The 26,222-nt window shown below is 67.2% G+C and carries 19 protein-coding genes; 10 read left to right on the forward strand and 9 right to left on the reverse strand.

The genetic code is table 11. The annotated features are described in order from the left end of the window. Nucleotides 1-16: 16 nt before the first annotated feature. Entirely contained in the window at nucleotides 17-2,500 is a 2,484-nt protein-coding gene (locus FF090_RS14115) for an InlB B-repeat-containing protein (protein ID WP_175423666.1), read from the reverse strand. Nucleotides 2,501-2,574: 74 nt separating this feature from the next. Between FF090_RS14115 and FF090_RS14125 the strand changes: the two genes are divergently transcribed. After that, entirely contained in the window at nucleotides 2,575-3,165 is a 591-nt protein-coding gene (locus FF090_RS14125; protein ID WP_175423667.1) for a hypothetical protein, read from the forward strand. On the opposite strand, the gene FF090_RS14130 is transcribed toward FF090_RS14125, so the two are convergent. The 3 genes from FF090_RS14130 to FF090_RS14140 are packed head-to-tail and all read right to left on the reverse strand — an operon-like array spanning nucleotide 3,147 to nucleotide 5,006. Beyond that, nucleotides 3,147-4,025, reverse strand: a complete 879-nt coding sequence (locus tag FF090_RS14130; RefSeq protein ID WP_138857328.1) for a pirin family protein — start codon at nucleotides 4,023-4,025, stop codon at nucleotides 3,147-3,149. The two genes, FF090_RS14125 and FF090_RS14130, sit on opposite strands and share 19 nt — an antisense overlap. Then, complete coding sequence (locus FF090_RS14135) at nucleotides 4,018-4,374, reverse strand: DoxX family protein (protein ID WP_138857329.1); 357 nt, start codon at nucleotides 4,372-4,374, stop codon at nucleotides 4,018-4,020. The genes FF090_RS14130 and FF090_RS14135 overlap by 8 nt, the downstream gene beginning before the upstream one ends. Nucleotides 4,375-4,394: 20 nt before the next feature. Further along, a complete protein-coding gene (locus FF090_RS14140) occupies nucleotides 4,395-5,006 on the reverse strand; it encodes an FMN-dependent NADH-azoreductase (protein WP_138857330.1) in 612 nt (203 codons plus the stop codon). 119 nt (nucleotides 5,007-5,125) lie between these two features. On the opposite strand from FF090_RS14140, the gene FF090_RS14145 reads away from it, so the two are divergent. After that, nucleotides 5,126-6,052, forward strand: coding sequence for a LysR family transcriptional regulator (locus FF090_RS14145; RefSeq protein ID WP_138857331.1), 927 nt, complete (start codon nucleotides 5,126-5,128; stop codon nucleotides 6,050-6,052). 123 nt (nucleotides 6,053-6,175) lie between these two features. Continuing rightward, entirely contained in the window at nucleotides 6,176-9,244 is a 3,069-nt protein-coding gene (locus tag FF090_RS14150; RefSeq protein ID WP_138857332.1) for a ligand-binding sensor domain-containing diguanylate cyclase, read from the forward strand. On the opposite strand, the gene FF090_RS14155 is transcribed toward FF090_RS14150, so the two are convergent. The 5 genes from FF090_RS14155 to aceE all read right to left on the reverse strand — a co-directional run bounded on the left by FF090_RS14155 (nucleotide 9,231) and on the right by aceE (nucleotide 18,397). Next, nucleotides 9,231-10,352, reverse strand: coding sequence for a hypothetical protein (locus FF090_RS14155; protein WP_138857333.1), 1,122 nt, complete (start codon nucleotides 10,350-10,352; stop codon nucleotides 9,231-9,233). The genes FF090_RS14150 and FF090_RS14155 overlap by 14 nt on opposite strands. A 53-nt stretch (nucleotides 10,353-10,405) precedes the next feature. After that, nucleotides 10,406-12,013 (reverse strand): CARDB domain-containing protein, encoded by a 1,608-nt coding sequence (locus FF090_RS14160; RefSeq protein ID WP_138857334.1) that lies wholly within the window; start codon nucleotides 12,011-12,013, stop codon nucleotides 10,406-10,408. A 158-nt stretch (nucleotides 12,014-12,171) separates the two neighbouring features. Beyond that, complete coding sequence (gene lpdA / locus FF090_RS14165; RefSeq protein WP_138857335.1) at nucleotides 12,172-13,980, reverse strand: dihydrolipoyl dehydrogenase; 1,809 nt, start codon at nucleotides 13,978-13,980, stop codon at nucleotides 12,172-12,174. A gap of 10 nt (nucleotides 13,981-13,990) precedes the next feature. Beyond that, complete coding sequence (gene aceF / locus FF090_RS14170) at nucleotides 13,991-15,667, reverse strand: dihydrolipoyllysine-residue acetyltransferase (RefSeq protein WP_138857336.1); 1,677 nt, start codon at nucleotides 15,665-15,667, stop codon at nucleotides 13,991-13,993. Nucleotides 15,668-15,679: 12 nt separating this feature from the next. Further along, on the reverse strand, nucleotides 15,680-18,397 hold the full coding sequence (aceE, locus tag FF090_RS14175; RefSeq protein WP_138857337.1) for a pyruvate dehydrogenase (acetyl-transferring), homodimeric type: 2,718 nt from the start codon (nucleotides 18,395-18,397) through the stop codon (nucleotides 15,680-15,682). Between the two features lie 126 nt (nucleotides 18,398-18,523). Here aceE and FF090_RS14180 point away from each other — a divergent pair, with 126 nt between their 5' ends. The 7 genes from FF090_RS14180 to FF090_RS19405 all read left to right on the forward strand — a co-directional run bounded on the left by FF090_RS14180 (nucleotide 18,524) and on the right by FF090_RS19405 (nucleotide 26,222). Beyond that, nucleotides 18,524-21,079, forward strand: a complete 2,556-nt coding sequence (locus FF090_RS14180; RefSeq protein ID WP_138857338.1) for a PAS domain S-box protein — start codon at nucleotides 18,524-18,526, stop codon at nucleotides 21,077-21,079. Next, entirely contained in the window at nucleotides 21,076-21,702 is a 627-nt protein-coding gene (locus tag FF090_RS14185) for a response regulator transcription factor (RefSeq protein WP_138857339.1), read from the forward strand. Before FF090_RS14180 ends, FF090_RS14185 begins: the two co-directional genes overlap by 4 nt. 68 nt (nucleotides 21,703-21,770) lie before the next feature. After that, the gene (folD, locus tag FF090_RS14190; protein WP_138857340.1) at nucleotides 21,771-22,625 is read left to right on the forward strand and encodes a bifunctional methylenetetrahydrofolate dehydrogenase/methenyltetrahydrofolate cyclohydrolase FolD; all 855 of its coding nucleotides are present in this window, start codon (nucleotides 21,771-21,773) and stop codon (nucleotides 22,623-22,625) included. Further along, a complete protein-coding gene (locus tag FF090_RS14195) occupies nucleotides 22,625-24,625 on the forward strand; it encodes a M3 family metallopeptidase (protein ID WP_138857341.1) in 2,001 nt (666 codons plus the stop codon). Before folD ends, FF090_RS14195 begins: the two co-directional genes overlap by 1 nt. A gap of 168 nt (nucleotides 24,626-24,793) precedes the next feature. Continuing rightward, nucleotides 24,794-25,219: a type IV pilin protein gene (locus FF090_RS14200; RefSeq protein WP_259372623.1), complete on the forward strand. Its 426-nt coding sequence runs from the start codon at nucleotides 24,794-24,796 to the stop codon at nucleotides 25,217-25,219. Further along, a complete protein-coding gene (locus FF090_RS14205; RefSeq protein WP_259372631.1) occupies nucleotides 25,219-25,686 on the forward strand; it encodes a GspH/FimT family pseudopilin in 468 nt (155 codons plus the stop codon). The genes FF090_RS14200 and FF090_RS14205 overlap by 1 nt, the downstream gene beginning before the upstream one ends. Beyond that, the gene (locus tag FF090_RS19405) at nucleotides 25,686-26,222 is read left to right on the forward strand and encodes a type IV pilus modification PilV family protein (protein WP_184044660.1); all 537 of its coding nucleotides are present in this window, start codon (nucleotides 25,686-25,688) and stop codon (nucleotides 26,220-26,222) included. The genes FF090_RS14205 and FF090_RS19405 overlap by 1 nt, the downstream gene beginning before the upstream one ends.

The following is a 26,222-nucleotide window of genomic DNA, read 5'->3' on the forward strand; positions in this document are numbered from 1 at the left end:
TTTCCGGGCTGGAATTTCAGGGCGGCGCCAGATAGTCGGCCGGCCGTGCGCGTTCTGCCGGCGCCGCATCGCCCATGAACAACGGAGGGGCGGCGATGGTGCTGGGCAGAGCCGCCTTCCACAGGGGCTGGCCCTGCGCATCCAGCAACTCCAAATCGCCCCCCCAGCCCTGTTGAGCAAAGCGCAAGCTGGCCTGTCGCCCATCGCTCAGGCGCAGGCGCACGCCGCCCTCGCCCAGGGCCTCCACCTGTGCCAGCGCGCCGGGCAGCGCCAGCACGTTCAGATAGAGCCCGGGGCTGGCGCTGCGGGCCTCGCGCTCAATGCGCCAACCGCGCTCGCCGGCGCGATTGGCCGCCAGCTCGGTCACCCGCAATGGCTCGGCGCCCAGCGCATGCAGGTCCAGGCCTTGCCCGCCGATGCGAAGGCGCGCCGTCTGCCCTTCCAGGGTGGGCGCGGCCGGCAGGTTCAGGGTCCAGACGCGCTGCGTGGCCGTGCGAGTGGCCACCCGGTCCAGCACCACCCAGACCCCCGGGCGCAGGAAGAAGAACTCGCGCCGCAGCTGTTCGACCTGGTGGTTGCCGTAGTGATTGACGCCCTCGTGCCGGAAGGCATAGACGGGGGTGACATCGGCCGCCACATAGGCGAACTGGGCGTGGTTGCGCAGCCCCATCACGCGGCAGGGCTGGCCCTGGGGCGTCATGCGGATCTCCTGGCCCTGAGCGTCGTTCAGGCGCAGCAGGTTGTGCAGGGCCAGGCCCTGCTCGATGCCGGAATCCGAGCGCAGATTGGCGTCGTCGGCCAGCCAGCGCTGGTGGAACAACACGAAGCTGCCCTGGTCGGCATGGGCGTGGCTCTCCTTGTAGGCGCCACAGATGAAGTTGGCATAGCTGGCCTGCAGGCCCCAGTCTGATCGCATCATCAACTGGCCCGTGCCTTCGCCCCAATAGAGCGTGGAGAGCTCGGCAGCCGGCGCAGCCGTGGGCGGCGGCGCGTAGAGGAGCTCTTGCACGTCGTTGAAGCTGTGGCGCATGCGCGGCACGCTGCTGCGCCGCAAGTGATCCAGCGCCACCGGGCTCAAGCGATCCTGTGGGAACAGGGCCGCCAGCTGCAGCAGGTAGTCGCGGTGGTAGTCAAACAGCGCGGCTGTCGCATCGCGGGCGTGGTCGCCGGTGGGCGCCAGGCGGTCCAGGCTGGGCGTGATGCTGTGCAGTAGATGCGCCATCGAATCGCGCGCATGCGGACTTAGATGCGCAATGCGCTCACCCGTGCTGCGCTCCCAGACCTCATACACACCCCAGAGCGTGCGCAGCGCCGTGCCATAGCCCGTGCCTTCCAGCGAGCCGCCGCCCTGCAACTCACGCGCATAGAGAGGCCAAAGCTCGCCCGCCAGCTTCTGGTGGCGCACCAGATCCAGCCACACGGGCGCCTGCGGATGCTCACCCTGGCTGGCCAAGCCCAGCAGCACCGCCGCATTCAAGAAGTGGAAGTAGTAGTTGTTGGCCGGGTTGTCGCGCCCCCAACCGCTCCAGCGCATCTCGCGCCCGCCCCATTGCGCGGCCACGCCGCCAGCGGGGCTGGCCGGCGCCAGCCAGACATTCCAGACCGCCTGGTGGGCGTAAGCCAGCCAACGGCTGCGCTGCGCCGGCGTGAGGGCCTCGAAACACCAGTCGTACACCCGCGCCACATTACCGACCCAAGCGTCGACTTCCAGATAGGAGTCGCCCGCCACCTGCGGCGCCTGGGCGGCGGCGATGCGCGCCTCCTCAGCCGTCACCAGGCTTTCCGTTTGCGCCACCGCCAGATCGCGGTAGCGCGGGTCGTCGCTCATCTGCCAGAGCAGGGCGGCGTACCAGGGCTGGTAGGCGTAGTCGGGCCGACCGGCCAGCGCCCGATCCACCTGCTCCTTCAGGCGCAGGGCCTCGGGGGCACCCAGGCGCAGCTTGGTGCGCAGGCAATCGCGTAGAGCGGTGTGGTTCAGGAGCAGCTTGGGATGGCTGGCCGCGAAACTCGGCGCCACCCCTTCCCGCGCGGTGGGCAGGCTGCAATCGGCAGCCGGGTTCACCGCCACGAAGCGGGCACTGACGCTGCGCGCGCCAGCCATGTCGAACTCACAGGCGACGAAGTCCGGGCAGCCCGACTCCCAGCGATCAAAGCGAAAGCCGCTGGCCGGCAGCGCACGCAAGGCCACGCGACGGCCCAGGCTGAGCTCCGCGCTGCACCGCGCGCCGCAATCAATCGCCCCGTCCACGCTGAGGATGCGGCCCGTGCCGGCACTCACGCTCACCGACAGGGCGGCGCTCGGGCCTGGCGCCGGTGCTGGCGGCGGAGGCGGCGGCGGGGGAGCGGGAGGGGGCGGCGCAGGCGGCGGCGGTGGGGCCGTGGACGGACTGGGCGAGGGGCTGGGCGCCGGGGCGTCACCGCCTCCGCCGCCCCCTCCGCAGGCCGTCAACACGGCCAGGGCCAGGCCAAGCAGAAGGGTCTGGATTCGAGCGGGCTTCATCCGTCGCACCCTAGCGCGACTTCGCCAGACGCGGGCGGCAGTGCGTGTAAGCGTTTGTCTAGGATGCGGCCCGCATGAATGCCAAGCCCCCTCCCCGTCTGAGCACCACCCCGCGCTGGCGTCAGCCCCTTCCCTGGATGCTGGCGCTGGCCCTGCCCCTGGTGGCCTGGGTGGTCGATCAGTCCCTGGGCGTGCGCGTCGAGGTGGAGGCCAAGATCTGGCGGCGTGAGGTGGATATCGAAGCCTCGCAAGTGCAGCCGCAGTCCGACTGGTGCGACAAGCTGCCGGCCGCTGCCACCGAAGTGGAGCGCCTGCAGCGCGAGGACCCTGGGCAAGCCGGGCAGATGCGTGCTTACTGCCGTTTCCGCGGTCCGGGCTGGAGCCTGCTGCGACGCGCCGTGGCCGAGGGGGACGGGGCACGCACGCCGCATTGGCCGGTGCTGCGGCTCTCGCCCGGCATCGAGCGCGAGGGCCAACGCCGCGCCTGGGCTTGGGTGATGCTGCGCGCCGCCGATGGCCGCGAGTGGCAATGCACCCCACCGCTGCCGCAGTGGTTGGCCTTGCAGCCCGGCCAGCGGCTTCGGCTCAAGGTCGATCAATTCGGCGTGGCCAACTGCGCCAGCCTGCCACAGCCGGCGCCGCCCGCTCAGAAGCGCCCGGCCTGATAGTCCCGCACCGCCTGCACCAGTTCGGCCTGCGTGTTCATCACGAAGGGGCCGTGCTGAGCAATCGGCTCCTGCAACGGCCGCCCCGCCAGCAGCAGGAAGCGCGCACCCTCCGGGCCGGCCTGCAAGCGCACGCCGTCGCTGCCCGGCGTGTTGGACAAGACCGCCAGCCGCTGGGCAGGCACCGTGCAAGCGCTGGCCAACGCCACGCTGCCGCGATAGACCACGAAGAAGGCGTTGTGCGTCTCGGGCAAGGCCTGCTCGAAGCTTGCGCCGGGCTGCAGATGCACATCCAGATAGAGCGGCTCGGTATGCTCGCGCTGCATGGCGCCCAAAACGCCGAGGTGCTGGCCAGCGATGACCCGCACCCGCACGCTCACATCCCCACCCACACCCTCACCGTCAGCGCGCCACTCCGGCACTTCGGCGCTGGGGATGTCTCGATACCAAGCCGGCCGCATCTTGTCGCGCGCGGGTAGGTTCAGCCACAACTGAAAGCCCTCCATGCGCCCCTGTTCCTGCTCAGGCAGCTCCGAATGAATGACGCCCCGCCCGGCCGTCATCCACTGCACGCCGCCCGACTGCAGCAGGCCCTCGTGACCTGCAGAGTCGCGGTGACGCATGCGACCTTCGAGCATGTAGGTCACGGTCTCGAAGCCCCGATGCGGATGCGGCGGAAAGCCCGCCAGATAGTCGCTCGGCTCATCCGTGCCAAAGGCGTCCAGCATCAAGAAGGGATCGAGCCGACGCTGCAGATGGGTGCTGAGCAGGCGAGTCAGTCGCACGCCCGCGCCATCCTGCGTGGCCTGCCCGGCCACCACGGACTCCACCGCACGAGGGTGCTGCACGGTGTCAGCCATATTGCGGCTCCGTTTGTGGGCGGCGCATTGCGACCCACAGGGCCAAGCTCAAGAGGACCAAGGCGGGCACGCCCTGCTCCAGCGGCGTGTGGCGCACATGAAAGTACAAGGCTCCGGCCATGATGGGCACCAGCCCCGCCGCAGCCAGCCGGCGCAGGCGCGGAATGAAGAGGCCCAGGGCCCCGGCCACTTCGGCCGAGCCGATGAAATAACCGAACCAGGCTGGCAGGCCCAGGATGCCGAAGCTCGCGTGCAATTCGGGCACCCCGGCCAACTTGGCGCCGCCGCCCAGCAGCAGGGGCAGGGCCAACAGGGTGATGGGCAGATAGGTCTTGATCTTGTTCAGCATGGGCGTCTTTCAAATGCGGCTCAGGCCGCGATGGTTTGGGTGAGTGCTTCAATTTCGGCGCGCGCCGCAGCCAGGCCGGCGGCTTGGGCCTCGGGGCCCATGTTCAGGCCCTCGGCATAGACGAAGTGCAAGTCCGTCATGCCCAAAAAGCCCAGCACGGTACGCAGATAGGGAACCATGCTGTCCTGCGGCTGGTCGCGGTGGATGCCACCACGCGCCAACACCGCATAGACGCGCTTGCCCTTCAGCAAGCCCTCGGGGCCCTTGGCGCTGTAGCGAAAAGTGACGCCGGCCTTGGCCACCGCATCGATCCAGTTCTTCAATGCGGCCGGCACGCCGAAATTGATCATCGGCACGGCCAGCACCAGGGTGTCGGCGGCACGCAGTTGCTCGATATAGGCCATGTCCTGGGCCACACGCTCGGCCTGTGCCGGGCTGCGCTGCTCGGCCGGCGTGAACAAGGCTTGCAAGGCAGCCTCGTCCAGGGCGGCGGGCGCCTGGCGGCCCAGTTCCAGCACCTGCAAGCTGGCCTCAGGCTGGGCCTGGCGCAACCCGGCCACCAATTCGTCGGCCAGGCGGGTGGAGAAGGAGTCGGCGGCGGCGCGGGCGCTGGAATTGATCTGAAGAATCATCTTGGGCTCCGGGTTCGTTCAGAGGCTTGGTGTGGAACGAACTGTATGGATGCACCAATCGAAGAAAAAGCCGCCTTAATGCATATCATCGTTCCACCAATGGAACTATCAAGGTCAAGATGACGCGCGACGCCGACGACCTGTTGCTGTTTGCCAAAGTGATGGAGGCCGGCAGCCTGGTCGGTGCTGCCGAGCGCCTGCAACTGCCCAAATCCACGGTCTCGCGCCGCCTCACCGCGCTGGAAGCGCGCCTGGGCGAAAAGCTGCTGCAGCGCACCACGCGCCGCCTGGCGTTGACGGAGTTCGGCCAGGGCGTGCTGGAACACGCCCGCGCGCTCAGCGCAGAAGTGGACAGCGCCCTGGCCCTGGCCCTGCACCGCCAGCAACAGCCCAGCGGGCGGCTGCGCGTGTCCATGCCGGCAGACTTCGCGCACTTGATGGCCGGCCCGGCCATCGAAGCCTTTTTGCGCGACCACCCGCAGGTGCAGCTGGAACTGGATCTCTCGCCCCGCCGTGTGGATCTGATCGCCGAGGGCTTTGACCTGGCCATTCGCATGGGCAGCCTGCCCGACGACAGCCAGCTCGCCGCACGCCGTCTGGCCCTGGTGCAAGGGGGGCTCTACGCCAGCCCCGACTACCTGGCGCGGCAGGGGGAGCCGCAGCATCCGGACGCCCTTTTGCATCTGCACGGACTGATGATCCTCGGCCGCCAGGGTGAGGCCCTGCCCTGGGTGCTGAGCCGTGGCGACGGCGCAAACCTTGAGGTCTGGCAGGGCAGCCCGCAGCAACGCACCTTGGCCAATGCCCCGGACCTGCTCGGGCGCCTGGCCTGCGCCGGCCTCGGTCTGACCCTGGTGGCCAACCACTTTGCGGCGGCCTATGTGGCGCGCGGTCAGTTGCGGCGGGTGCTGCCCGAGTGGTGCCTGCCCGCCATTGAATGCTGGGCGGTATTCCCCGGGCGACGCCTACTGCCACTGCGCACAAGGCTGTTTATCGAGGGCCTGGAGCGCGTGATGAGCGAGGCCTGGAGTCCTCACCCCAGCTGAGCGGGGTTTCACGGACGGTCTGGGAGAATGCCGCGCCTTTCCCTCTAGGAGCTTGGTTTGGGTCGTCTCGTGTTCGCTTGCTTTCTGGCGTGGCTTGCGCTTGGCCTTCGGGCCGCGCCGGCCGTGGCCCCGAGCACGCCCGAACCCCTGGCCGAACCCCGCTTCGAGACCCTGAGCGACGCGGGCGCCATTCCCGACGGCGTGGTCTCCGCCCTGACTCTGGACCCCCAAGGCCTGGTCTGGGTGGGCACCAGCGTGGGCCTGTTGCGCTTTGATGGGCACCACTTCGTGCCGGTCTCGATGGCCGGCTTGGGACGGGGCAGCGCCGGCACCACCTTTGTGCGCGCACTGATGGCCGGACGCGACGGACGCATCTGGGTCGGCACCGAGGGGCAGTTGCTGGGCGCCTACGACCCGCGCACCGAACAATGGCAGCTCTTCCGCCACGACCCCCAGCAGCCCGGCAGTCTGGGCGGCGTGGTGCGCACCCTGGCCGAGGACGCCCAGGGCCGCATCTGGGTGGGCAGCACCGGCGGCGGTCTGCAGGTGCTGGAGCCCGGCAGCACCCAGTTCAAACGCTATGGCGCCGCCGAGGGCCTGCCCGACCCCAGGGTGCAGAAGATTGCCATCGGCCCCGACGGCACGGTCTGGGTCGGCACCTGGAGCGGCCTGGTGCGCCTGAGCCCCGGGGCGACGCGGCTGACCCCACTGAAGCTGCAGGACGGCAGCGAGCTGCGCCTGCCAGGGCAAGTGGTGCATGCACTGGCACCCCTGCGCGATGGCAGCCTGTGGCTGGGCACGCAGGAGGGCGAGCTCTGGCGCGTCGATCTGGCCGAGGCCCAGGCCGAACAATTGGATCGCCGCCCCGGCAGCCTGGGAGCGGTGCAAACCATCACCGCCGTGCACAGCCACGAAATCTGGATCGGACGCGGCGCCGGCATCGAACTGCGTGATGCCCGCAACGGCCAGCTGTTGCGCAGCTTGCGGCCCCGCGCCAACAAACCCTGGAGCCTGGCCGGCGCCGACATCCGCTCCATCCTGCGCGACCCCGCAGGCCTGCTGTGGGTGGCCGGCTATGGCACCGGGCTGCAGCGCGTCAACAACCTGGAGCAGGCCCTGTGGGTCAGGCGCGCCGACGACGAGCCCGGCAGCTCGATGGCAGAGCCCGATGTGCGCAGCCTGCTGGCACTGAGCGACGGCACGGTCTGGGTCGGCACCAATGACCGTGGCATTGCCATCCTGGACGCCAGCCTGCGCACCGTGGGCGGCATCCGGGCCGGCCAGCAGGGCCTGGAAGCCGGGCGTGTGACCGCCCTGGCCCAGGGCCGCAACGGGCATGTCTGGGTCGGTGTCGAGTCGCATGTGAAGGAGTTCAGCAGCGCCCGTGCCACGGCCATCCACCACGATGTGGGCCGCGGCCGCTTGCGCCGGCTGGTGGTAGACCGCGAAGGGGCGGTCTGGGCCGGCACCCAGGACGGCCTGTTCCGCCGCGCTCCCGAGGGCGGCGCCTTCGAGCGCGTAGCCCATCAGGATGGCCGCCCCTTGCTGGGCGGCGTCAACGCCATGGTTCAGGCGGCCAGTGGCCAGCTGTGGGTCGGCACCGAGGCGGGCCTGTTCCCCATTGCCGCCGGCAGCAAGGCCCTGGCGGCCATCGACTTTGTGGAGGGTGGACAGCCCGCCAGCCGCAATGTGGTGGGCTTGCTGATCGATGCCGCCGGCGACCTGTGGGTGGACACCACCGCCGGCCTGCACCGGCTGGAATCCTGGGATGGCCGTAAGGCCAAGCTGGCCTACCTGGGCGAACAACCCGGCGTCGGCACCGAGGCCTTCGGCGCCAACCTGCTGCAGGACGCGCGCGGCAAACTGTGGACGCACCGCGGTGTCTACGACCCGGCTCAGCAGCGCGCCCGCCAGCTGGGCGTGGCCGACGGGGTGGACATCGGCTCGGCCTGGTTCCGCAGCTACACGCAGACCGCCGATGGCCGCATGCTCTTCGGTGGCAGCCGCGGCATCCTGGTGGTGCAACCCCAGGCCTTTGAGTTCGCACGCTTCGCCCCACCCGTGGTGGCCACGGCGCTGCGCATCGGCTCGCGCGAGCTGCCGCTGGCCCGACTGCAACCGCAGCTGGTGCTACAGCCCGATGAGCGCAGCTTCAGCCTGGAGTTCGCAGCCATGGACCTCAGCGACCCGGCGCGCAATCGCTACCGCTACCGCCTCCAAGGCGTGGACACGGATTGGGTCGAGTCGCGCTCACGCCAGCGTCTGGCCAGCTATGGCGGCCTGGCGCCGGGCGCCTACACCCTGGAAATTCAAGGCAGCAACCGCCATGGCGAGTGGAGCCCCAAGACCCTGACGCTGGAGGTGAAAGTGCTGCCGGCCTGGTGGCAGGCCTGGTGGGGCCGCGCCCTCATCCTGCTCAGCCTCTTGGGGCTGGGTTGGGCCGCCGCGCATTGGCGCACCCAGCGCCTGCGTCAGCGCCAGAAGGAATTGCAGGAACAGATTGCCATCGCCACCCACGCCTTGGAGGCCAAGTCCAAGGCGCTGGAAGAGTCGGCACTGACCGACTCGCTGACCGGACTGCACAACCGCCGCTTTGCGCTGCAGCGACTGGACGACGACCAACGCCTGGCGCGACGCCAATGGGATGAAGCCCAGCGCCTGGGGCAGTCGGTGAACAGCGAGGCCACCCTGACCTTCTTCATGATCGACCTCGATCACTTCAAGAGCATCAACGACGAGCTCGGCCATGCCGCCGGCGACGCCGTGTTGGCCCAGATGCGGCCACGCTTGCAGAAGGTGTTCAAGGAGTCTGACTACCTGGTGCGCTGGGGCGGCGAAGAATTCCTGGTGGTGGCGCGCGGAACGCCGCGCACGGAGCTCTCCGACCTGGCCGAGCGCGCCCGCGCCGTGGTGGCCGGTGAGCCTTTCATCATTCCCAACGGTGAGCCGCTGCGGGTGACCTGCTCCATCGGCTTTGCCTGCCACCCGCTGGACCCCACCGAACCCCGCAACGCCCCGTGGTCCGCCGTGCTGGCCGTGGCCGATGCGGCCCTCTACGCCGCCAAGCGCGAAGGCCGCAACCGCTGGGTTGGCGTGGTGCAAGGCCGCGGCACCCCCTTTGCCATCGCCCAGTCCCTCAGCGGTGAGCGCGAGTGCGAGGCGGTGGTGGTGCGCGGGTCTACAGCTTCCTAGCCGGTGCCGATGCGGGCATGCCCGGCATGGGCGGCGGCTGCAAGCGCCCCGGGGTCTGGCCGGGTGTTTGACCCGGCATTGGCGCCATCTGGATTTGCCCCGATCCCTGCGCCTGCACGCACTGCAGCTTGAAGTCCGCCTGCGCCTTCTTGCCCCCGGCACTCACCAACTCCAACACAGCCACACCCACCGGGTAGCCGGAGTTGGCATTGAACTCAATCGGCGGCGTCATGCGCTGTCCTGCCGCGTCGAACACCAGCTGCCCCCCAAATGACTGCGGCGGCGTGTTCGCGTTGGCCGGAAAGCGCACCTGGTACTGCACCGAGCCGGCCGCATCGGCCGTCACCGCCGCCTGGAAGCGCAGCTTGGCCGGGCAGGCCGCCGTGACCTGGGCCGGTAGCGCACGCAACTCCAGCGCCGTCACTTCCATGGGCTTGGCAATCTGCCCAGGCGCTTGCGGGGGCTGGGCCGGCTGGGCTTGAATGCCGCCCACACCCCCACCGACCGCACCGGGTTTGCACACCACCGTGAGTTGGTGCGCCAAAGTGTCGGTGGCGTAGTCCGGCTTGCCGGTATTGCCGGCGCAGGAGGCCACGGCCGAGAGCGTCACCGGCCGATTGACCGAGTGCTCCTGGGTCCAGATCTGCATCAGACTGGCGCCCTGGGCCAGGCGTTGGTCCAGCCAGGCATTGCAGATTTGCACCGGATTGAGCGCACCGCCCAGCTGGGCTGACGGCACCTTCAGCACAGCCGGCGTGTAGCTGATTTCCTTGTTGCCGCGGGCACTGACCGGCACCGTGACCATGCCCGGATTGGCCTCCACCACACTGCCATGCATATTGGCGTTGCCAAAGGCCACAAAGGTGGTCTCCAAGGTCTTGCCCAGGCCTTTGCAGCCGGCCTTCATCTCCACGTTGTAGGCGACTTCGGGCGTAGCCAGCTTGGCGTAGCGGTTGCCCACCGGCTCCACCACCACGCGGCCGTCGTTCACATGGATGCCATTGACGCGCAGGTCGACATAGTCCACCGCCGCCTGGGTCGAAGTCGCGGCCAAGAGCATCGCTACAAGTGATGCGGCATGCGCCACGGGTTTGAATGCGATTCGCATGGTCTGAATCCTTTCTCTGTGTCCGTTCTGACTGTTGGGTTTGAATAGACGCGTCAGACCGGGCCGCCAGGCCGCGGCTTGGGCTGGGGTTGACCCGGCTGCGAGGCCGGCGCACCGGGGCGCGGCGGCATGCCCGGCATTCCCGGCATACCGGGTTGGGGATTGGCCTGCGGCCAGGCTGGCGATTGGGACGGCATTTGGCCCTGCGGCGGACGGGCACCCCCACAGTTCGGCAACACCTTCACGGCCACCCGTTGCACGTTGTTGCCCTCCTGAGCCTCATCCACCTGGCTCAGGGCATCCACAAAGGCACGCAGCATGTAGTCGCCGGGCGCCAAGGTGATGCTGCCGCTGACCTTGGTGCTGGCCGCAGCCGCCAGCTGCATGCCGTCTTGATGGTGCAGCACCGCCTGCGGATCGAAGAGCCTGCTGCTGAAGCCGACCGCAGGCGCCGCACCCGCGTTCTGCACCTCATAGGCGATGCGGAAAGTACAGCCATGCGGGCTCACGCCGCTGGCCTGTGCGGCATCCAATTGCACCTGCCCACCCCAGGCCACTTGCTGATTGCCCAGTTGGATGCCGGCACCATGGCTCAGATCCGGCTTGGCGGCAGGGGCGGCGGGAACCTCCTGGCGCGGCGGCGGGGCCGTGCAACTGAAGCTGTAGTTCGCTTCGTCACTGAGCTGCTGCCCTCCCGACTTCACCTCCAACACGATGCGCGGCACCTTCTTGACGCCCAGGGGCTGAACCACGGCGTTCTGCGCCTGGATGCCCTGCGGCTGCGCCGGTGCGGCCTGCTGCTGGGGCTGGGCCGTGAGTGTGTACTGCACCTCGGCACTGCCCTGCCCCACCGCCAGTTGCAGGGGCTGAAATGCGGACTGCGGCACCCCATCGCGCAGGAAACGGTAGCTCAGCTCGCCGCCTGCGCCGTTGCTGCTGATGCGGCCCGTAAAGGGGATGTCCTTGGGGCAAGGGCCCTGGTAGTTCTCGGGGTTGGCGCTGAGCTTGACCAGCGTGAGCTGCAGCGCCGGCTTGAACTGCGCCGGCCCAGGCACCGGCACAGCGGGCTGGGGCGGCGGCAAGTTGACCGGCGCACACTGCACAGCGACGGGCGCATCGCGCCACACTTCCTCCTTGCCACCGGTGATGCCGTAGTCATCGCAGCTGAAGTGCAGGCCCAGTTGCGCGACCGTGAGCGAGGTCTGATGGCCTTGCGCCAGTACCGCCGCTGCCGACTGACCGGCCTGCACCCGCTGGTTCAGATGCGACTGACAGGCCTGCACCGCAAGGTCGCGCATCTTGGCACTGGGGCTCCAGTTCAGCTCCACCGGTCGCCAGTCACTGGACCAGGTCATGTCCTTGCTTTTGGGCTCGTCCTTCAGGATCACCGAGGCCAAGCGCCCGCCGTTGTACTGGCCGTTGCTATCCAAGGTGACCGACACGAAGGTACTGCGGTAGCCCCAGGCGCACTTGCCCCGGGCCTGGGCGCCAAAACGCAGCACCGCCGGGCTGGCCTGACTCCAACCCTTGGCGTCGCCCTGCACCGTGAGGACCGGCGGCGCCCCCATATTGAGCTGCGCGTAATCCACCCCCAGCGCCGCCCAAGCTGGCGCGGTGAACCCCATGGCCAGCGCCAGCCAAGCGCAACGATTCGTCGTCATGCGGACCCCTCTCAGTTGATGGAACTTCCAGCAGGCCGGCGCAAAACACCAAGCGCCAGCGCCTGCAAGTGGAAGGCACAACGAAGAGACTCGCATTCCGGTCCCCCTTGGATCGGGGGCCGATGCGGCGGCGACTCGAAAGGACCGGAGGCCCGCCCTCAGCGCCTCACCGGCGGCACATCCGTACACGACCCATGCGCCACCTCGGCCGCCATGCCGATGCTCTCGCCCAGCGTGGGGTGCGGGTGGATGGTCTTGCCGATGTCCACGGCGTCGGCGCCCATTTCAATCGCGAGGGCGATCTCGCCAATCATGTCGCCCGCGTGCGTGCCGACGATGCCGCCGCCGACGATGCGATGCGTCTCCGCATCAAACAGCAGCTTGGTGAAGCCCTCGTCGCGGCCATTGGCAATCGCGCGGCCGCTGGCGGCCCAGGGGAACAGGCCCTTCTCGACCTGGCGACCCTCGGCCTTGGCCTGGTCCTCGGTCAGGCCCACCCAGGCGACCTCGGGGTCGGTGTAGGCGACGCTCGGGATCACACGGGCGTTGAAGGCGGCGCTGGCCAGCTTCGCGTCGCCCTTCAGCTCACCGGCAATCACCTCGGCGGCCACATGGGCCTCGTGCACGGCCTTGTGCGCCAGCATGGGCTGACCCACCAGGTCGCCAATCGCAAAGATGTGCGGGGCGCTGGTGCGCATCTGCACATCCACGTTGATGAAGCCGCGCTCCGTCACAGCCACGCCGGCCTTCTCGGCGGCGATCTTCTTGCCATTGGGCGTGCGGCCCACGGCTTGCAGCACCAGGTCGTAGACGCCCTCGCTCTTGCTGCCATCCAGGCCCTCGAACTGCACCTTGATGCCCTCGGGCGTGGCCGTGGCCCCGACGGTCTTGGTCTTCAGGTAGATGTTGTCAAAGCGCTTGGCATTCATCTTCTGCCAGACCTTGACCAGATCGCGGTCGGCGCCCTGCATCAGGCCGTCCATCATCTCGACCACGTCCAGGCGCGCGCCGAGCGTGGAGTACACCGTGCCCATCTCCAGGCCGATGATGCCGCCGCCGATGATGAGCATCTTCTTCGGCACCGCTTTGAGCGCCAGGGCGCCGGTGCTGTCCACGATGCGTTCATCGTCGGGCAGGAAGGGCAGGCGCACGGCCGAGGAGCCGGCGGCGATGATGGCGCGCTTGAAATGGATGGTCTTCGTACTGCCCGTCTTGTCCTGGGCGCTGCCGCTGGTCTCTTCGACCTGCAGGTGGTTGGGGCCCAGGAAGCTGCCGTAGCCGCGCACCACGGTGACCTTGCGCATCTTGGCCATCTGGGCCAGGCCGCCGGTCAGCTTGCCAATGACCTTTTCCTTGTGGCCACGCAGCTTGTCGATGTTGACCGTGGGCGCGCCGAAGTCCACGCCCAGGTCGGCCATATGGGCCACCTCGTCCATCACCGCCGCCACATGCAGCAGGGCCTTGGAGGGGATGCACCCCACGTTCAGGCAGACGCCACCCAAGGACGCATAGCGCTCCACCAGCACGACCTTGAGCCCCAGGTCGGCCGCGCGGAAGGCGGCCGAATAGCCGCCCGGGCCGCCGCCCAGCACCAGAACTTCGCAGTCCAGGTCGGCGCCGCCGGTATGGATGGCGGTGGCCAGAGGCGCGGGAGCCGGGGCGGCAACAGGGGCGGCAACCGGAGCAGCAACCGGGACCGACGCGGCCGCCGGAGCAGGGGCCGCGGCACCCGCCGCCTCGACCAGAGCCACCAGGTCGCCCTGGTTGATCTTGTCGCCCATCTTGACCTTGAGCTCAGTGATCACGCCCGCGGCCGTGGCCGGGATTTCCACCGAGGCCTTGTCGCTCTCCACCGTGATCAGGCTTTGGTCCAAGGCCACGGCATCGCCGGGCTTGACCAGGATTTCGATGACGGCCACATCCTTGAAGTCGCCGATGTCAGGGACGCGCAGTTCGATTTGTGCCATGCGCAGCCCCTTACAGCAGAACGCGGCGGAAGTCCGCCAGGATGGCGCCCAAATAGGCATTGAAGCGTGCGGCCGACGCGCCGTCGATCACGCGGTGGTCCCAGCTCAAGCTCAGCGGCAGGGTCAGGCGCGGCTCGAAGGCCGAACCATTCCACACCGGCTTCATGAAGCTCTTGCACACACCCAGGATGGCCACCTCGGGCGCATTGATGATGGGCGTGAAGTAGGTGCCGCCGATGCCACCCAAGGACGAGATGCTGAAGCAGCCGCCGCTCATATCGGCCGGGCTCAGCTTGCCATCGCGCGCCTTGGCCGCGAGTTCGCTCATTTCCTTGGCGATCTGCGCCACACCCTTCTGGTCGGCATCCTTGATCACCGGCACCACCAGGCCGCTGGGCGTATCCGCCGCGAAGCCGATGTGGAAGTACTTCTTCAGCACCAGTTCGTCGCCATCCAGACTGGCGTTGAACTCGGGGAACTTCTTCAGCGCCGCCACACAGGCCTTGATCAGGAAGGCCAGCATGGTGAACTTGACGCCGCTCTTCTCGTGCTCCTTGTTCATCTGCACCCGGAAGGCTTCGAGCTCGGTGATGTCCGCCTCGTCGTGGTTGGTTACATGCGGGATGACCACCCAGTTGCGGTGCAGATTGGCGCCGCTGATCTTCTTGATGCGCGACAGTGCCTTGCGCTCGACCTGGCCGAATTTCGCAAAGTCGACCTTGGGCCAGTCCAGCACCGAGAGGCCGCTGCCCGTTCCGCCCGAGGCTGCTGGCGCTTTGGCGGCCGATGCGGCAATCGCCTGGGTCTGCGCCGCGCCGCGCATCACGGCGCCCACAAAGCCCTGTACATCTTCCTGTGTGATGCGGCCCTTGGGGCCGGTGCCCCTGAGCTCATCCAGCGGCACGCCCAGCTCGCGCGCGAACTTGCGCACGCTGGGGCTGGCATGCGGCAGCCGCCCTTGCGGTGCCGTGGGCTCGTGCGGCGGCAGGGCTGCGGTGGGGGGAATGCGCTCCACAGCGGGCGTAGCGGGCGCTGCAGGCGCGACGGCGACAGCCGGTGCAGGCGCCGCCACAGCGGCCACCGGTGCGGAGGCCGCCGGCGCAGCACCTTCGGCCAGCAGAACCAGCACGGCGTCGCCGATATTGACCTTGTCGCCCAGCTTCACGCTCAACGACTGCACCACGCCGGCGTGGCTGCTGGGGATCTCCATCGAGGCCTTGTCGCTCTCGACGGTCAGCAGGCTTTGATCCACCGCCACGCGGTCGCCCGGCTTGACCAGGAGCTCGATGACGGCCACGTCCTTGAAGTCGCCGATGTCAGGCACGCGCACCAGCACCTCGGCCGAGGGGGCCGATGCAACCGGTGCTGCGGCGGCCACGGCGGGCGCGGGTGCTGGGGTCGGCGCAGCGGCGGGCGTGGAGGCGGGAGCGGGAGCAGGCGCCGTCACCGCAGCCGACTCCAACTCCAGAATCAAATCACCGATATTGACGGTGTCGCCCAGCTTGACCTTGAGCGACTTCACCACGCCGCCGTGGCTGCTGGGAATCTCCATCGAGGCCTTGTCGCTCTCGACGGTCAGCAGGCTCTGCTCGGGGCGAATGGTGTCGCCCTCTTTGACCAGCATCTCGATGATGGCGACATCCTTGAAGTCGCCGATGTCCGGGACCTTGACTTGCACCAATGCCATGACGTCTGTTCCTTAGGCGTACAAGGGGTTGATCTTGTTGGCGTCGATGCCGTACTTGGCAATCGCTTCGGCCACCTTGGAAGCCGGCAGCTTGCCTTCGTCGGCCAGGGCCTTGAGGGCCGCCACCACGATGTAGTGACGGTTGATCTCGAAGTGCTGGCGCAGGCGGCTGCGGAAGTCGCTGCGGCCAAAACCATCGGTGCCCAGCACCTTGTAGCTGCGGCCGACCGGAATGAAGGCGCGGATTTGGTCGGCGTAGCTCTTCATGTAGTCGGTGCTGGCCACCACCGGGCCCTGGGTCTTGCCCAGTTGCTGAGCCACGAAGCTCTGGCGCGGAGCCTCCAGCGGGTGCAGGAGGTTCCAGCGCTCGGCGTCCTGGCCGTCGCGGGCCAGCTCGTTGAAGCTCGGGCAGCTCCAGACATTGGCACCCACGCCCCAGTCGGCCTCCAGCAGGGCCTTGGCCGCGATGGACTCGCGCAGGATGGTGCCGCTGCCCAGCAGGTTGACCTGCAGGCCGCTGGCGCCAGCGGGCTGCAGCAAATACATGCCCTTGAGGATCTCGGCCTCGGTGCCCGCGGTCAGGCCGGGCTGGGGGTAGTTCTCGTTCAGCAGGGTCAGGTAGAAGAAGACGTTCTCCTGATCCTCGACCATGCGCTTGAGGCCATGCTGCATGATGACCGCGACCTCGTGCGCAAAGGTGGGGTCGTAGCTGATGCAGTTGGGGATGGTGCCGGCCAGGATGTGGCTGTGTCCATCTTCGTGCTGCAGGCCCTCGCCGTTCAGCGTGGTGCGGCCGCTGGTGCCGCCCAGCAGGAAGCCACGCGCCTGCATGTCGCCGGCGGCCCAGGCCAGATCGCCAATGCGCTGGAAGCCGAACATCGAGTAATAGATGTAGAACGGCACCATCACGCGGTTGTTGGTGCTGTAGCTGGTGGCCGCGGCAATCCAGCTGGCCATGCCGCCGGCCTCGTTGATGCCCTCTTGCAGGATCTGGCCGCCCACATCCTCGCGGTAGTAGCTGACCTGGTCGCGGTCCTGCGGCGTGTACTGCTGGCCCTTGGGGTTGTAGATGCCGATCTGGCGGAACAAGCCCTCCATGCCAAAGGTGCGCGCCTCATCCACCAGGATGGGCACGACGCGCGGGCCCAGTTCCTTGTCACGCAGCAGCGCGGTCAGGAAGCGCACATAGGCCTGGGTGGTGCTGATCTCGCGGCCCTCGGGTGTGGGGTCCAGCACGGCCTGAAAGGCGGAGAGCGGCGGCACGGCCAGTTGCTCGTCGGCCCGCACGCGGCGGTGCGGCAGGTAGCCGCCCAGGGCCTTGCGGCGATCGTGCAGATAGCGCATCTCCGGCGTGTCTTCGGCCGGCTTCACGAAGGGCAGGCTGGGCAGTTCCGCGTCCGTGACCGGGATGTTGAAGCGGTCGCGGAAGGCCTTGATGTCCTCGTCGGTCAACTTCTTGGCCTGGTGGGCGATGTTCTTGCCCTCGGCGGCCTTGCCCATGCCATAGCCCTTGACGGTCTTGATCAAAAGCACCGTGGGCTGGCCCTTGTGGCTCACCGCGCGGTGGTAGGCGGCATAGACCTTTTGCGGGTCGTGGCCGCCACGGTTCAGGCGCCAGATGTCCTCGTCCGACATCTTGCTCACCATCTCCAGGAGCTTGGGGTGGCGGCCGAAGAAGTTCTTGCGCACGAAGGCGCCGTCATTGGCCTTGCAAGCCTGGTAGTCGCCATCCACCATGTCCATCATGACCTTGCGCATCAGGCCATCTTTGTCGCGCGCCAGCAGTGGGTCCCAGTAGCCGCCCCAGATCAGCTTGATGACGTTCCAGCCCGCGCCGCGGAACTCGCCTTCGAGTTCCTGAATGATCTTGCCGTTGCCGCGCACCGGGCCGTCCAGGCGCTGCAGATTGCAGTTGACGACGAAGATCAGATTGTCCAGACCCTCGCGCGCCGCCAGGCCGATGGCGCCCAGGGATTCCGGCTCGTCCATCTCGCCATCGCCCAGGAAGGCCCAGACCTTGCGGTTCTCGGTGTTGGCAATGCCACGGGCATGCAGGTACTTCAGAAAACGCGCCTGGTAGATCGCCATCAGCGGGCCTAGACCCATGCTGACGGTGGGGAACTGCCAAAACTCAGGCATCAGCTTGGGGTGCGGGTAGCTGGACAGGCCCTTGCCGTCGACCTCCTGGCGGAAGTTCTTCAGCTGCTCCTCGCTGATGCGGCCTTCCAGATAGGCGCGCGCGTAAATGCCGGGCGCGGTGTGGCCTTGGATATAGAGCAGGTCGCCGCCATGGTTGCCGCCGGCATCGGTGTTGTCGGCATGCCAGAAGTGGTTGAAACCGCAGCCCAGCATGGTGGCGATGGACGCGAAGCTGGAGATGTGACCGCCCAGGTCGCCGCCGTCCTCGGGGTTCAGGCGGTTGGCCCGCACCACGGTGGCCATGGCGTTCCAGCGCATATAGGTGCGCAGGCGCTCCTCGATCTCGATGTTGCCGGGGAAGCGCTCCTCCTGGTCGGTCGGGATGGTGTTGACGTAGGCGGTGTTGGCGCTGAAGGGCACATCGATGCCGGCCTGACGCGCTTCATCAATCAGGGCCTCCAGGATGAAGTGGGCGCGCTCGCTGCCCTCTTCACCAATCACGGCCTTGAGGGCGTCCAGCCACTCCTGGGTCTCGCGGGGGTCTTGATCATTGGCGCGCGCGCCGAGGATTTCATGGGGCTGGGCGGACATGGAGGCTCCGTTTTTAGAGGCTGGACTCAAATCGACGCCAGAGTGTGCCACAAGGTCGATTACTTCCGAATTGCGAATAGTCATTCCATATAGTGAAACCATGATGCGCCCGAGATAATGCCGCCCATGCCTTCTCGTGCCGATTGGGGCCAGTCCCTCGAAACTTTGTTCCGCCCCGCCCTGGCCGCTGTGGCGCGCTGGTGGCGGCGCCAGTCCCCCGCCCGCCAGGACCGCTTTGCCACGCTGGGCCCGCTGCTGTCGGTGCTGATGTTTTTGTGCACCATCGTGTTGGCCTTTTGGTACCTTCGCAACGAGGAAATCGAGCGCGAGACCGAGGCCGTCAAGCGCGACACCGAGATCGCCCAGCAGCAGCTGCGCCTGCGCCTGATCGAGAACCAGGAGCAGTTGGCCCGCATCGCGCGGGAAATCGTCACGCGCTCGATCGACACCTATGAGTTCAGCGCCCAGGCCAGCGCCTTTGCTCGCGAACGCCCCGAGGTGATGCACATCAGTTGGCTGAGCAACCGGCGCGAGCGCCGCGCCAGCGTCAGCAGCACGGGCTTTCAGGCTCCCACCCTGATGGTGCAGGGCAGCCCCGACCCCTCCATGCCGCAGGCCGGCAATGTGCCCGACCAGGCCTTCGTCGCCGCCCGTGAACGTCGCCAGCCGCTCTACTCCGGCGCCTTCAACGACGCCATCGGCAATCTGGTGTTCCAGCTCCAGGTACCGCTGATCGACCGCCATGGCTTTGCGGGTGTGCTGATTGCGGAATACGGCGTCGAGGCCCTGCTGCGCTACTACGTGCCCAATGAGGTGGCCTCGCGCCACGCCATCGCGGTGCTGGACGCCAACGAGACCCCGGTGGCCAGCACGGTCACCCCCATGCCGGGCGTGACGCCGGGCAAGGCCGCCATCCTGCACGAAGTGCCGCTGGCGCCGGCCCTCAATGGCCTGGTGCTGCGCGGCCAGGGCTACCGCACCAGCATCGGCCTGATCTCCAACACGCTCTTCTGGATGGTGGTGGCGCTGGCCACGCTGACGGTGTGGATGCTGCTGGGCACCTGGCGCCATATGCGCCGGCGCCTGCACATGCAAAACGCGCTTCTGGCCGAAACCAATTTCCGGCGCGCGATGGAGAACTCCATGCTCACCGGCATGCGGGCGCTGGACATGGAGAGCCGCATTGCCTACGTGAACCCGGCGTTTTGCGCGATGACCGGCTTCACCGAGGCCGAACTGATCGGCTGCCGCCCGCCCTTCCCTTTTTGGCCACGCGACCGACTGGAAGAAAACCAGCGGCTGCTGGACCAGGAGATGCACGGCCGCTCGCCCAGCGGCGGCATCGAAGTCAAAGTGCACCGCAAGGACGGCTCGGTGTTCGACGCACGCATGTATGTAAGCCCGCTGGTGGATGCCAAGGGCAAGCAGACCGGCTGGATGACCTCGATGACCAACATCACCGAGAGCAAGCGGGTGCGCGACCAACTCTCGGCCAGCCACGAGCGCTTCACCACGGTGCTCGAAGGCCTGGATGCCGCGGTGTCCGTGCTGTCCATCCCGCAACAGGAGCTGCTGTTCGCCAACCGCAGCTATCGGCTGTGGTTTGGCGCTGAAAGCCAGGGCCATGCCCTGCTGGCCGAGCAACCCGGCGCCGCCACGCCGGTACCGGACAGCACCCTGCTGGCCGAAGCCGTGGACGACTACTCCGGCCTGCCCGCCCAGCCGCTCACTGAAGGCCCTGGCACAACGCCGCGCGAGGTCTATGTGGAGAGCCTGGAGCGCTGGTTCGACGTGCGCACCCGCTACCTGCAGTGGACCGATGGCCGCCTGGCGCAAATGCTGATCGCCACCGACATCACCGGCCGGCGCAATGCCGAGCAGCAAGCCGAGGCCCAGGCCGCCAAGGCCCAGGTGACCAGCCGCCTGATCACCATGGGTGAGATGGCCTCCAGCGTGGCGCATGAGCTGAACCAGCCGCTGACCGCCATCACCAACTACTGCAACGGCATGATCAGCCGCGTGCGAGGCGACACCATCGCCAAGGACGACCTGCTGGCCGCGCTGGAGAAAACCTCCAAACAAGCCCAGCGCGCCGGTCAGGTGATCCACCGCATCCGCTCTTTTGTGAAGCGCAGCGAGCCGCAGCGCCAGGCTGCGCACGCGGCCGAAATCGTCGAAGACGCCGTGGACCTGGCCTCCATCGAACTGCGGCGGCGCAATGTGCAGTTGCATGTGTACGTGGCGCAGCGCCTGCCGGCGATGTCGGTCGACCCCATCCTGATCGAGCAGGTCCTGCTCAACCTGCTGAAGAACGCCGCCGAGGCCATTGACGGCGCCAAGCTCCCGCCCTCGCGCCGTCACATCGAACTGCGCGTGGTGCCGCGCCACATGCCTGACCAGGGCGGCACCATCGAGTTCGCGGTGCAGGACAGCGGCCCGGGTTTGCCCGAGGAGGTGATTGCCCGCATGTTCGAGGCCTTCTACTCCACCAAGGCCGATGGCCTGGGCATCGGCCTAGGGTTATGCCGGTCTATTGTGGAGAGTCACCAGGGCCGGCTGCGTGCCGAGAATCTCTACAATGCCGAGCTTGTTTCGGGCTGCCGTTTCTCGTTCACGATTCCCGTGGACCTGCGCAACAGCGACAGCCTTGCCCCCACTCCCCAGACTGCCAGCACACCATGAGTTTGATTCCCAAGAAGGGCAATGTGTTCGTCGTGGACGACGACGAGGCCGTGCGTGACTCCCTGCAATGGTTGCTGGAAGGCAAGGATTACCGCGTCAAGTGCTTCGACTCGGCCGAATCCTTCCTGGCCCGCTTTGACCCGCGCGAAGTCGCCTGCCTGATCTGCGACATCCGCATGGACGGCATGAGCGGTCTGGAGCTGCAAGACAAGCTGATCGAGCGCAAGAGCCCCCTGCCCTTGGCCTTCATCACCGGCCACGGCGATGTCCCCATGGCCGTGCAGACCATGAAGAAGGGCGCCATCGATTTCATCGAAAAGCCCTTCAAGGAAGACTCCCTGGTTGCCCTGGTCGAGAAGATGCTCGAACAGGCGCGCACCGTGTTCGCCAGCCACCAGGAAGCCGCCAGCCGCGACGCCCTGCTGAGCCGCCTGACCACCCGCGAGGCCCAGGTGCTGGAGCGCATCGTGGCCGGCCGTCTGAACAAGCAGATCGCCGACGACCTGGGCATTTCCATCAAGACGGTGGAGGCGCACCGCGCCAACATCATGGAAAAGCTCAACGCCAACACCGTGGCCGATCTGCTCAAGATCGCACTGGGCGCCAACACCGCCAAGGCTTGATTCGCGACACCCCACAAGATCCCAAAACGGCCGCTCATCGAGCGGCCTTTTCACATCTGGAGCTCTCCATGTCTGCACAACTGATCGACGGCAATGCGCTGGCCGCCAAGCTGCGCGCCCATATGACCACCGAGGTCGCCCGCCTGACCGCCCTGGGCCACCGGCCTGGCCTGACGGTGTTGCTGGTGGGCGAGGACCCCGCCAGCCAGGTCTATGTGCGCAACAAGGTCAAGGCCTGCGAAGCGATTGGCATGGCATCCAGTCTGGAGCGCCACCCGGCCGACATGAGCGAGGCCGCGCTGCTTGCGCGCATTCAAGAGCTGAACGCCGACCCGGCCGTGCACGGAATCTTGGTGCAGTTGCCGCTGCCCAAACACCTGAATTCCGACTTGGTGATCGAGACCATCGCGCCGGAAAAAGATGTGGATGGTTTCCATGTGGCCAGCGCCGGCGCCCTGATGGTGGGTCAACCCGGTTTCAAGCCGTGCACGCCCTATGGCTGCATGAAGATGCTGGAAGACATTGGTTGCAACCCCCGGGGCAAACATGCCGTGGTCATCGGCCGCTCCAACATCGTGGGCAAGCCCATGGCCATGCTGCTCCTGCAGGCCAGCGCCACGGTCACGATCTGCCACTCGGCCACGCCCAATCTGGCCGAGATCACGCGCCAGGCTGACATCCTGGTGGCTGCAGTGGGCCGCCCTCGATTCGTGACGGCAGATATGGTCAAGGCCGGAGCCGTGGTCCTGGACGTCGGTATCAACCGCACGCCCGAGGGCAAGCTCTGTGGTGATGTGGACTTCGACGCAGTTCGGCAGGTAGCCGGCTGGATCACCCCGGTGCCAGGGGGCGTGGGACCGATGACCATCACCATGCTGCTGCAGAACACCCTGGAAGCCGCGCAGCGCAAGGCGGGCGCCTGATGACGAACCCGCTTCTCTCCTCCGCCCACCTGCCCGACTTCGCGGCCATCCGACCCGAACACATCGAGCCGGCCATCACCCAGTTGCTCGAGGTCGCGAAGGCCGCGCAGGCCCAAGTCACCACACCCGACTTCCCCACCGATCTGCACGCCATGGAGCGCGTGCTGGACGTGGCCACCGATGCCCTGGGCCTGGCCTGGGGCGCGGTCGGCCACTTGAACGCCGTGGCCGACACCCCGGAGCTGCGCGCCGCTTACAACGCCATGCTGCCGGTCGTCAGCAGCTTCTTTGCCGAGCTGGGCGCGGATGAGGCGCTCTACGCCAAATACAAGGCCGTGCCCACGCCCACCGACCCCGCCGAGGCCCGTGCCCTGCAGCTCGCCCTGCAAGGCTTCGTGCTTTCGGGCGCTGAACTGCAAGGGCAGGCCAAGGACCGCTTCGCCGAGATCCAGAACCGCAGCGCCGAACTCTGCCAAGCGTTCTCCGAGCACGTGATGGACGCCACCGATGGTTTTGCACTGTTCGTGGACGTCGAACGCCTGGAAAGCGTGCCTGCTGATGTGCGCGCGCACGCCATCGAGCTGGCCCGTCAGGACGGCAAAGACGGCCAAGCCAAGCTGACGCTGCATGCACCCTGCTACGGGCCGCTGATGCAGTACGCCCAGGACCGCAGCTTGCGCGAGCAGCTCTATCGCGCCTATGTCACGCGCGCCAGCGAGTTCGGCCCGCCCGAACGCGACAACAGTGCGGTGATGCAGGAGATCTTGACGCTGCGCCAGGAAGAGGCGCAGTTGCTGGGCCACCCTCACTTCGCGGCCGTCTCCCTGCTGCCCAAGATGGCCGACTCGCCCACGCAGGTGCTGGGCTTCCTGCGCGACCTGGCCGCGCGCGCGCGACCTTTTGCCGAGCGCGATCTGGCCGCCCTACGCGCCTTCGCTCCAAGCCTGGGTTTGAATGACCTGCAAGCCTGGGACATCGCCTTTGTGTCAGAGGCCCTCAAAGCCGCTGAGTACAGCTACAGCGAGCAGGAGGTGCGCCAGTACTTCACCCTGCCCCAGGTACTGGACGGGCTCTTCGGCCTGCTGGGCCGCATGTTCGGCCTGCAGCTCGCGCGTATCGAGGGCTCGGTCTGGCACGAGTCGGTGCAGCTCTACCGCCTGGAGCGCCAAGGCGCCCTGGTCGGGCATGTCTACCTGGACCTGCTGGCACGCCCGGGCAAGCGGCCCGGCGCCTGGATGGACGATGTGCGCGGCCGCTGGCGCCGCCCCGACACGCAGGCCGTGCAGACGCCGGTCGCCCATCTGGTGTGCAACTTCGCGCCCGGCGTGGAAGGGAAGCCGAGTCTGCTGACTCACGACGATGTGCAAACCCTGTTCCACGAGTGGGGCCACGGCCTGCACCATCTGCTCACGCAGGTGGAAGTGGGCGGCGTGTCAGGGATCGATGGCGTGGAATGGGACGCGGTGGAGCTACCCAGCCAGTTCATGGAGAACCTGGCCTGGGAGTGGCCCATTGTTGAGTCCCTGAGCCGGCACGTGGACAGCGGCGCCCCGCTGCCGCGCAGCCTGTTCGACAAGATGCTGGCCGCCAAGAACTTCCAGGCCGGACTGCAGACCCTGCGCCAGGTCGAATTCGCGCTCTTTGACATGCGCCTGCACGCCGAGCCCGGCCAGCCAGCCCTGGCCCTGCTGGACCAGGTGCGCGCTGAAGTTGCCGTGCTTCACCCGCCAGCCTTCAACCGCATGCCGCACGGCTTCAGCCATATCTTTGCCGGTGGCTATGCAGCCGGCTACTACAGCTACAAATGGGCCGAGGTGCTGAGCGCCGACTGCTGGGCCGCCTTCGAGGAGGAAGGCGTAGACAACCCGGCCACCGGCGAACGCTTCGTGCGCGAGATCCTGGCCCGCGGCGGCTCCCGCCCCGCCATGGCCAGCTTCGAGGCCTTCCGCGGCCGCGCACCGCAAATCGATGCCTTGCTGCGGCATCAGGGCATGACCTGAGCTTGCTCAGGACCTGAATGCACAGGCGTCAAGCCTGTGCATTTCTCACACCCCAAAGTGAGCCGGACAAGCGGTCTAGGCCCTGCACCAGGCGGCTCGACAGAGTCTTTAGACAACCTTGAGAATTCCGCCATCTCATCTACTGGTGCATGGCCATGTCTCAGTGCAGTGCTTGCCCCCCCTAGCCGCGGCTTCTCCCTGATTGAGTTGATGATCGCCGTGGCCATCGTGGCCATCCTGGCTGCCATCGCACTCCCGGCCTACTCCTCGTATCTGCAGCGCAGCCGCAGAGCCGAGGTTCAATCCTTCATGCAAGATGTGATTGCACGGCAGCAGCACTACTTGGTCGATCGACGCGCCTATTCCGATTCGATCACCAATGCACCTGCTGCGGGCGGCCTGGGCATGACCGTTCCTAGCTCTGTGGCGGCGGTGTACACCCTGACAATGACCACGGACAACACGGTCAAGCCGATGACGGTCAGCCTCAGCGCCGCCCCCAAGAGTGGCACTGCTCAAGCAAGCGACTCCTGTGGAACCCTGGTCATCACACAGGCCGGCGACAAGTCTGCTGACAAGGCGGGGTGCTGGTGATGCGACACCGTGGCATGACCCTGATCGAATTGATGGTCGTCGTGGCCATCCTGGTCATATTGGCCTCGGTGGCCGCGCCCAGCTTTCGCACCTTCCTGGCCACCATGAACTCGAAGTCTGTGGCCTTTGATCTCGTTGGTGACCTCACCTTTGCGCGCGCCGAGGCCATCAAGCGCAATCTTCCTGTGACGGTCAGCGCCACCGGAGGTGACTGGGCCAAGGGCTGGGCCGTCGCCACCGTTGAGGCAACGCCCCAGTCCCTTCGCACCCGCTCCGCGCTCGGTTGGTCCATCAAGGTAACAAGTGCCGCCTCGACAGTGCAGTTCCGAGTCAACGGCCGCTTGCAAGACGATGTCAACGATAGCAATCTGAACTGGGGCGTTGAATCCACGATCTCCGGAGTCAAGAAGCGCTGCATCGTCATCACGCCCACTGGAACCGCCCGCTCCAAGATGGAGGCCTGCTGATGCATCCGCGAAGCCAGCGCCTGCGCGGCGCCACCATGATCGAGATCCTCATCACCCTGGTGATTACCGCCTTCGGCCTTCTAGGCCTGGCAGGGTTCGTCACCCGCTCGACCACATTGAGCGTCGACGCAGGCCAGAAGGCCCGCGCCGCCTCACTTGTTGACGACATGGCCAGCCGCTTGGCCAATAACAAAGCCAAGGCAGACGACTACGTCACGGATCAGGTTTATGGCGAAACGGCGACGGCGGTGTGCACCGGGGCAGTGGGCAGCGCGGCCCTGGACCTCTGCCAATGGGGCAATCTGCTGGTGGGCACGCAGGACGCCCGCACGGGCGGCAATGCGGCAGCTTTGGGCTTTCGGGGCTGTGTCACCAAGCCCTCGGCCACGGATCCCGCCTATGTGATCACAGTGGCCTACGGCTCCATGGCCAGCGGCTTTCCCCCCGCCGATCTTTGCGGCAAAGGTGCCTTTGGCGACGAGAGCTATCGGCGCGTCGTTCGGGCTCAGGTCCGCGTGGCCGCGCTTACCAAATGA

Source organism: Inhella inkyongensis (assembly GCF_005952805.1).
In the GTDB taxonomy this organism is placed as follows: Bacteria; Pseudomonadota; Gammaproteobacteria; order Burkholderiales; family Burkholderiaceae_C; genus Inhella; species Inhella inkyongensis.

Excerpts from the sequence above, each read along its gene's own strand:
- FF090_RS14140 (WP_138857330.1), bottom strand. The coding sequence starts at position 5,006 with ATGATTCTTCAGATCAATTCCAGCGCCCGCGCCGCCGCCGACTCCTTC.
- aceF (WP_138857336.1), bottom strand. The coding sequence starts at position 15,667 with ATGGCATTGGTGCAAGTCAAGGTCCCGGACATCGGCGACTTCAAGGAT.
- FF090_RS14135 (WP_138857329.1), bottom strand. The coding sequence starts at position 4,374 with ATGCTGAACAAGATCAAGACCTATCTGCCCATCACCCTGTTGGCCCTG.
- FF090_RS14205 (WP_259372631.1), top strand. The coding sequence starts at position 25,219 with ATGCGACACCGTGGCATGACCCTGATCGAATTGATGGTCGTCGTGGCC.
- FF090_RS14195 (WP_138857341.1), top strand. The coding sequence starts at position 22,625 with ATGACGAACCCGCTTCTCTCCTCCGCCCACCTGCCCGACTTCGCGGCC.
- FF090_RS14130 (WP_138857328.1), bottom strand. The coding sequence starts at position 4,025 with ATGGCTGACACCGTGCAGCACCCTCGTGCGGTGGAGTCCGTGGTGGCC.
- FF090_RS14185 (WP_138857339.1), top strand. The coding sequence starts at position 21,076 with ATGAGTTTGATTCCCAAGAAGGGCAATGTGTTCGTCGTGGACGACGAC.
- FF090_RS19405 (WP_184044660.1), top strand. The coding sequence starts at position 25,686 with ATGCATCCGCGAAGCCAGCGCCTGCGCGGCGCCACCATGATCGAGATC.
- FF090_RS14160 (WP_138857334.1), bottom strand. The coding sequence starts at position 12,013 with ATGACGACGAATCGTTGCGCTTGGCTGGCGCTGGCCATGGGGTTCACC.
- FF090_RS14180 (WP_138857338.1), top strand. The coding sequence starts at position 18,524 with ATGCCTTCTCGTGCCGATTGGGGCCAGTCCCTCGAAACTTTGTTCCGC.
- FF090_RS14125 (WP_175423667.1), top strand. The coding sequence starts at position 2,575 with ATGAATGCCAAGCCCCCTCCCCGTCTGAGCACCACCCCGCGCTGGCGT.
- lpdA (WP_138857335.1), bottom strand. The coding sequence starts at position 13,980 with ATGGCACAAATCGAACTGCGCGTCCCTGACATCGGCGACTTCAAGGAT.
- FF090_RS14155 (WP_138857333.1), bottom strand. The coding sequence starts at position 10,352 with ATGCGAATCGCATTCAAACCCGTGGCGCATGCCGCATCACTTGTAGCG.
- aceE (WP_138857337.1), bottom strand. The coding sequence starts at position 18,397 with ATGTCCGCCCAGCCCCATGAAATCCTCGGCGCGCGCGCCAATGATCAA.
- FF090_RS14145 (WP_138857331.1), top strand. The coding sequence starts at position 5,126 with ATGACGCGCGACGCCGACGACCTGTTGCTGTTTGCCAAAGTGATGGAG.
- folD (WP_138857340.1), top strand. The coding sequence starts at position 21,771 with ATGTCTGCACAACTGATCGACGGCAATGCGCTGGCCGCCAAGCTGCGC.
- FF090_RS14115 (WP_175423666.1), bottom strand. The coding sequence starts at position 2,500 with ATGAAGCCCGCTCGAATCCAGACCCTTCTGCTTGGCCTGGCCCTGGCC.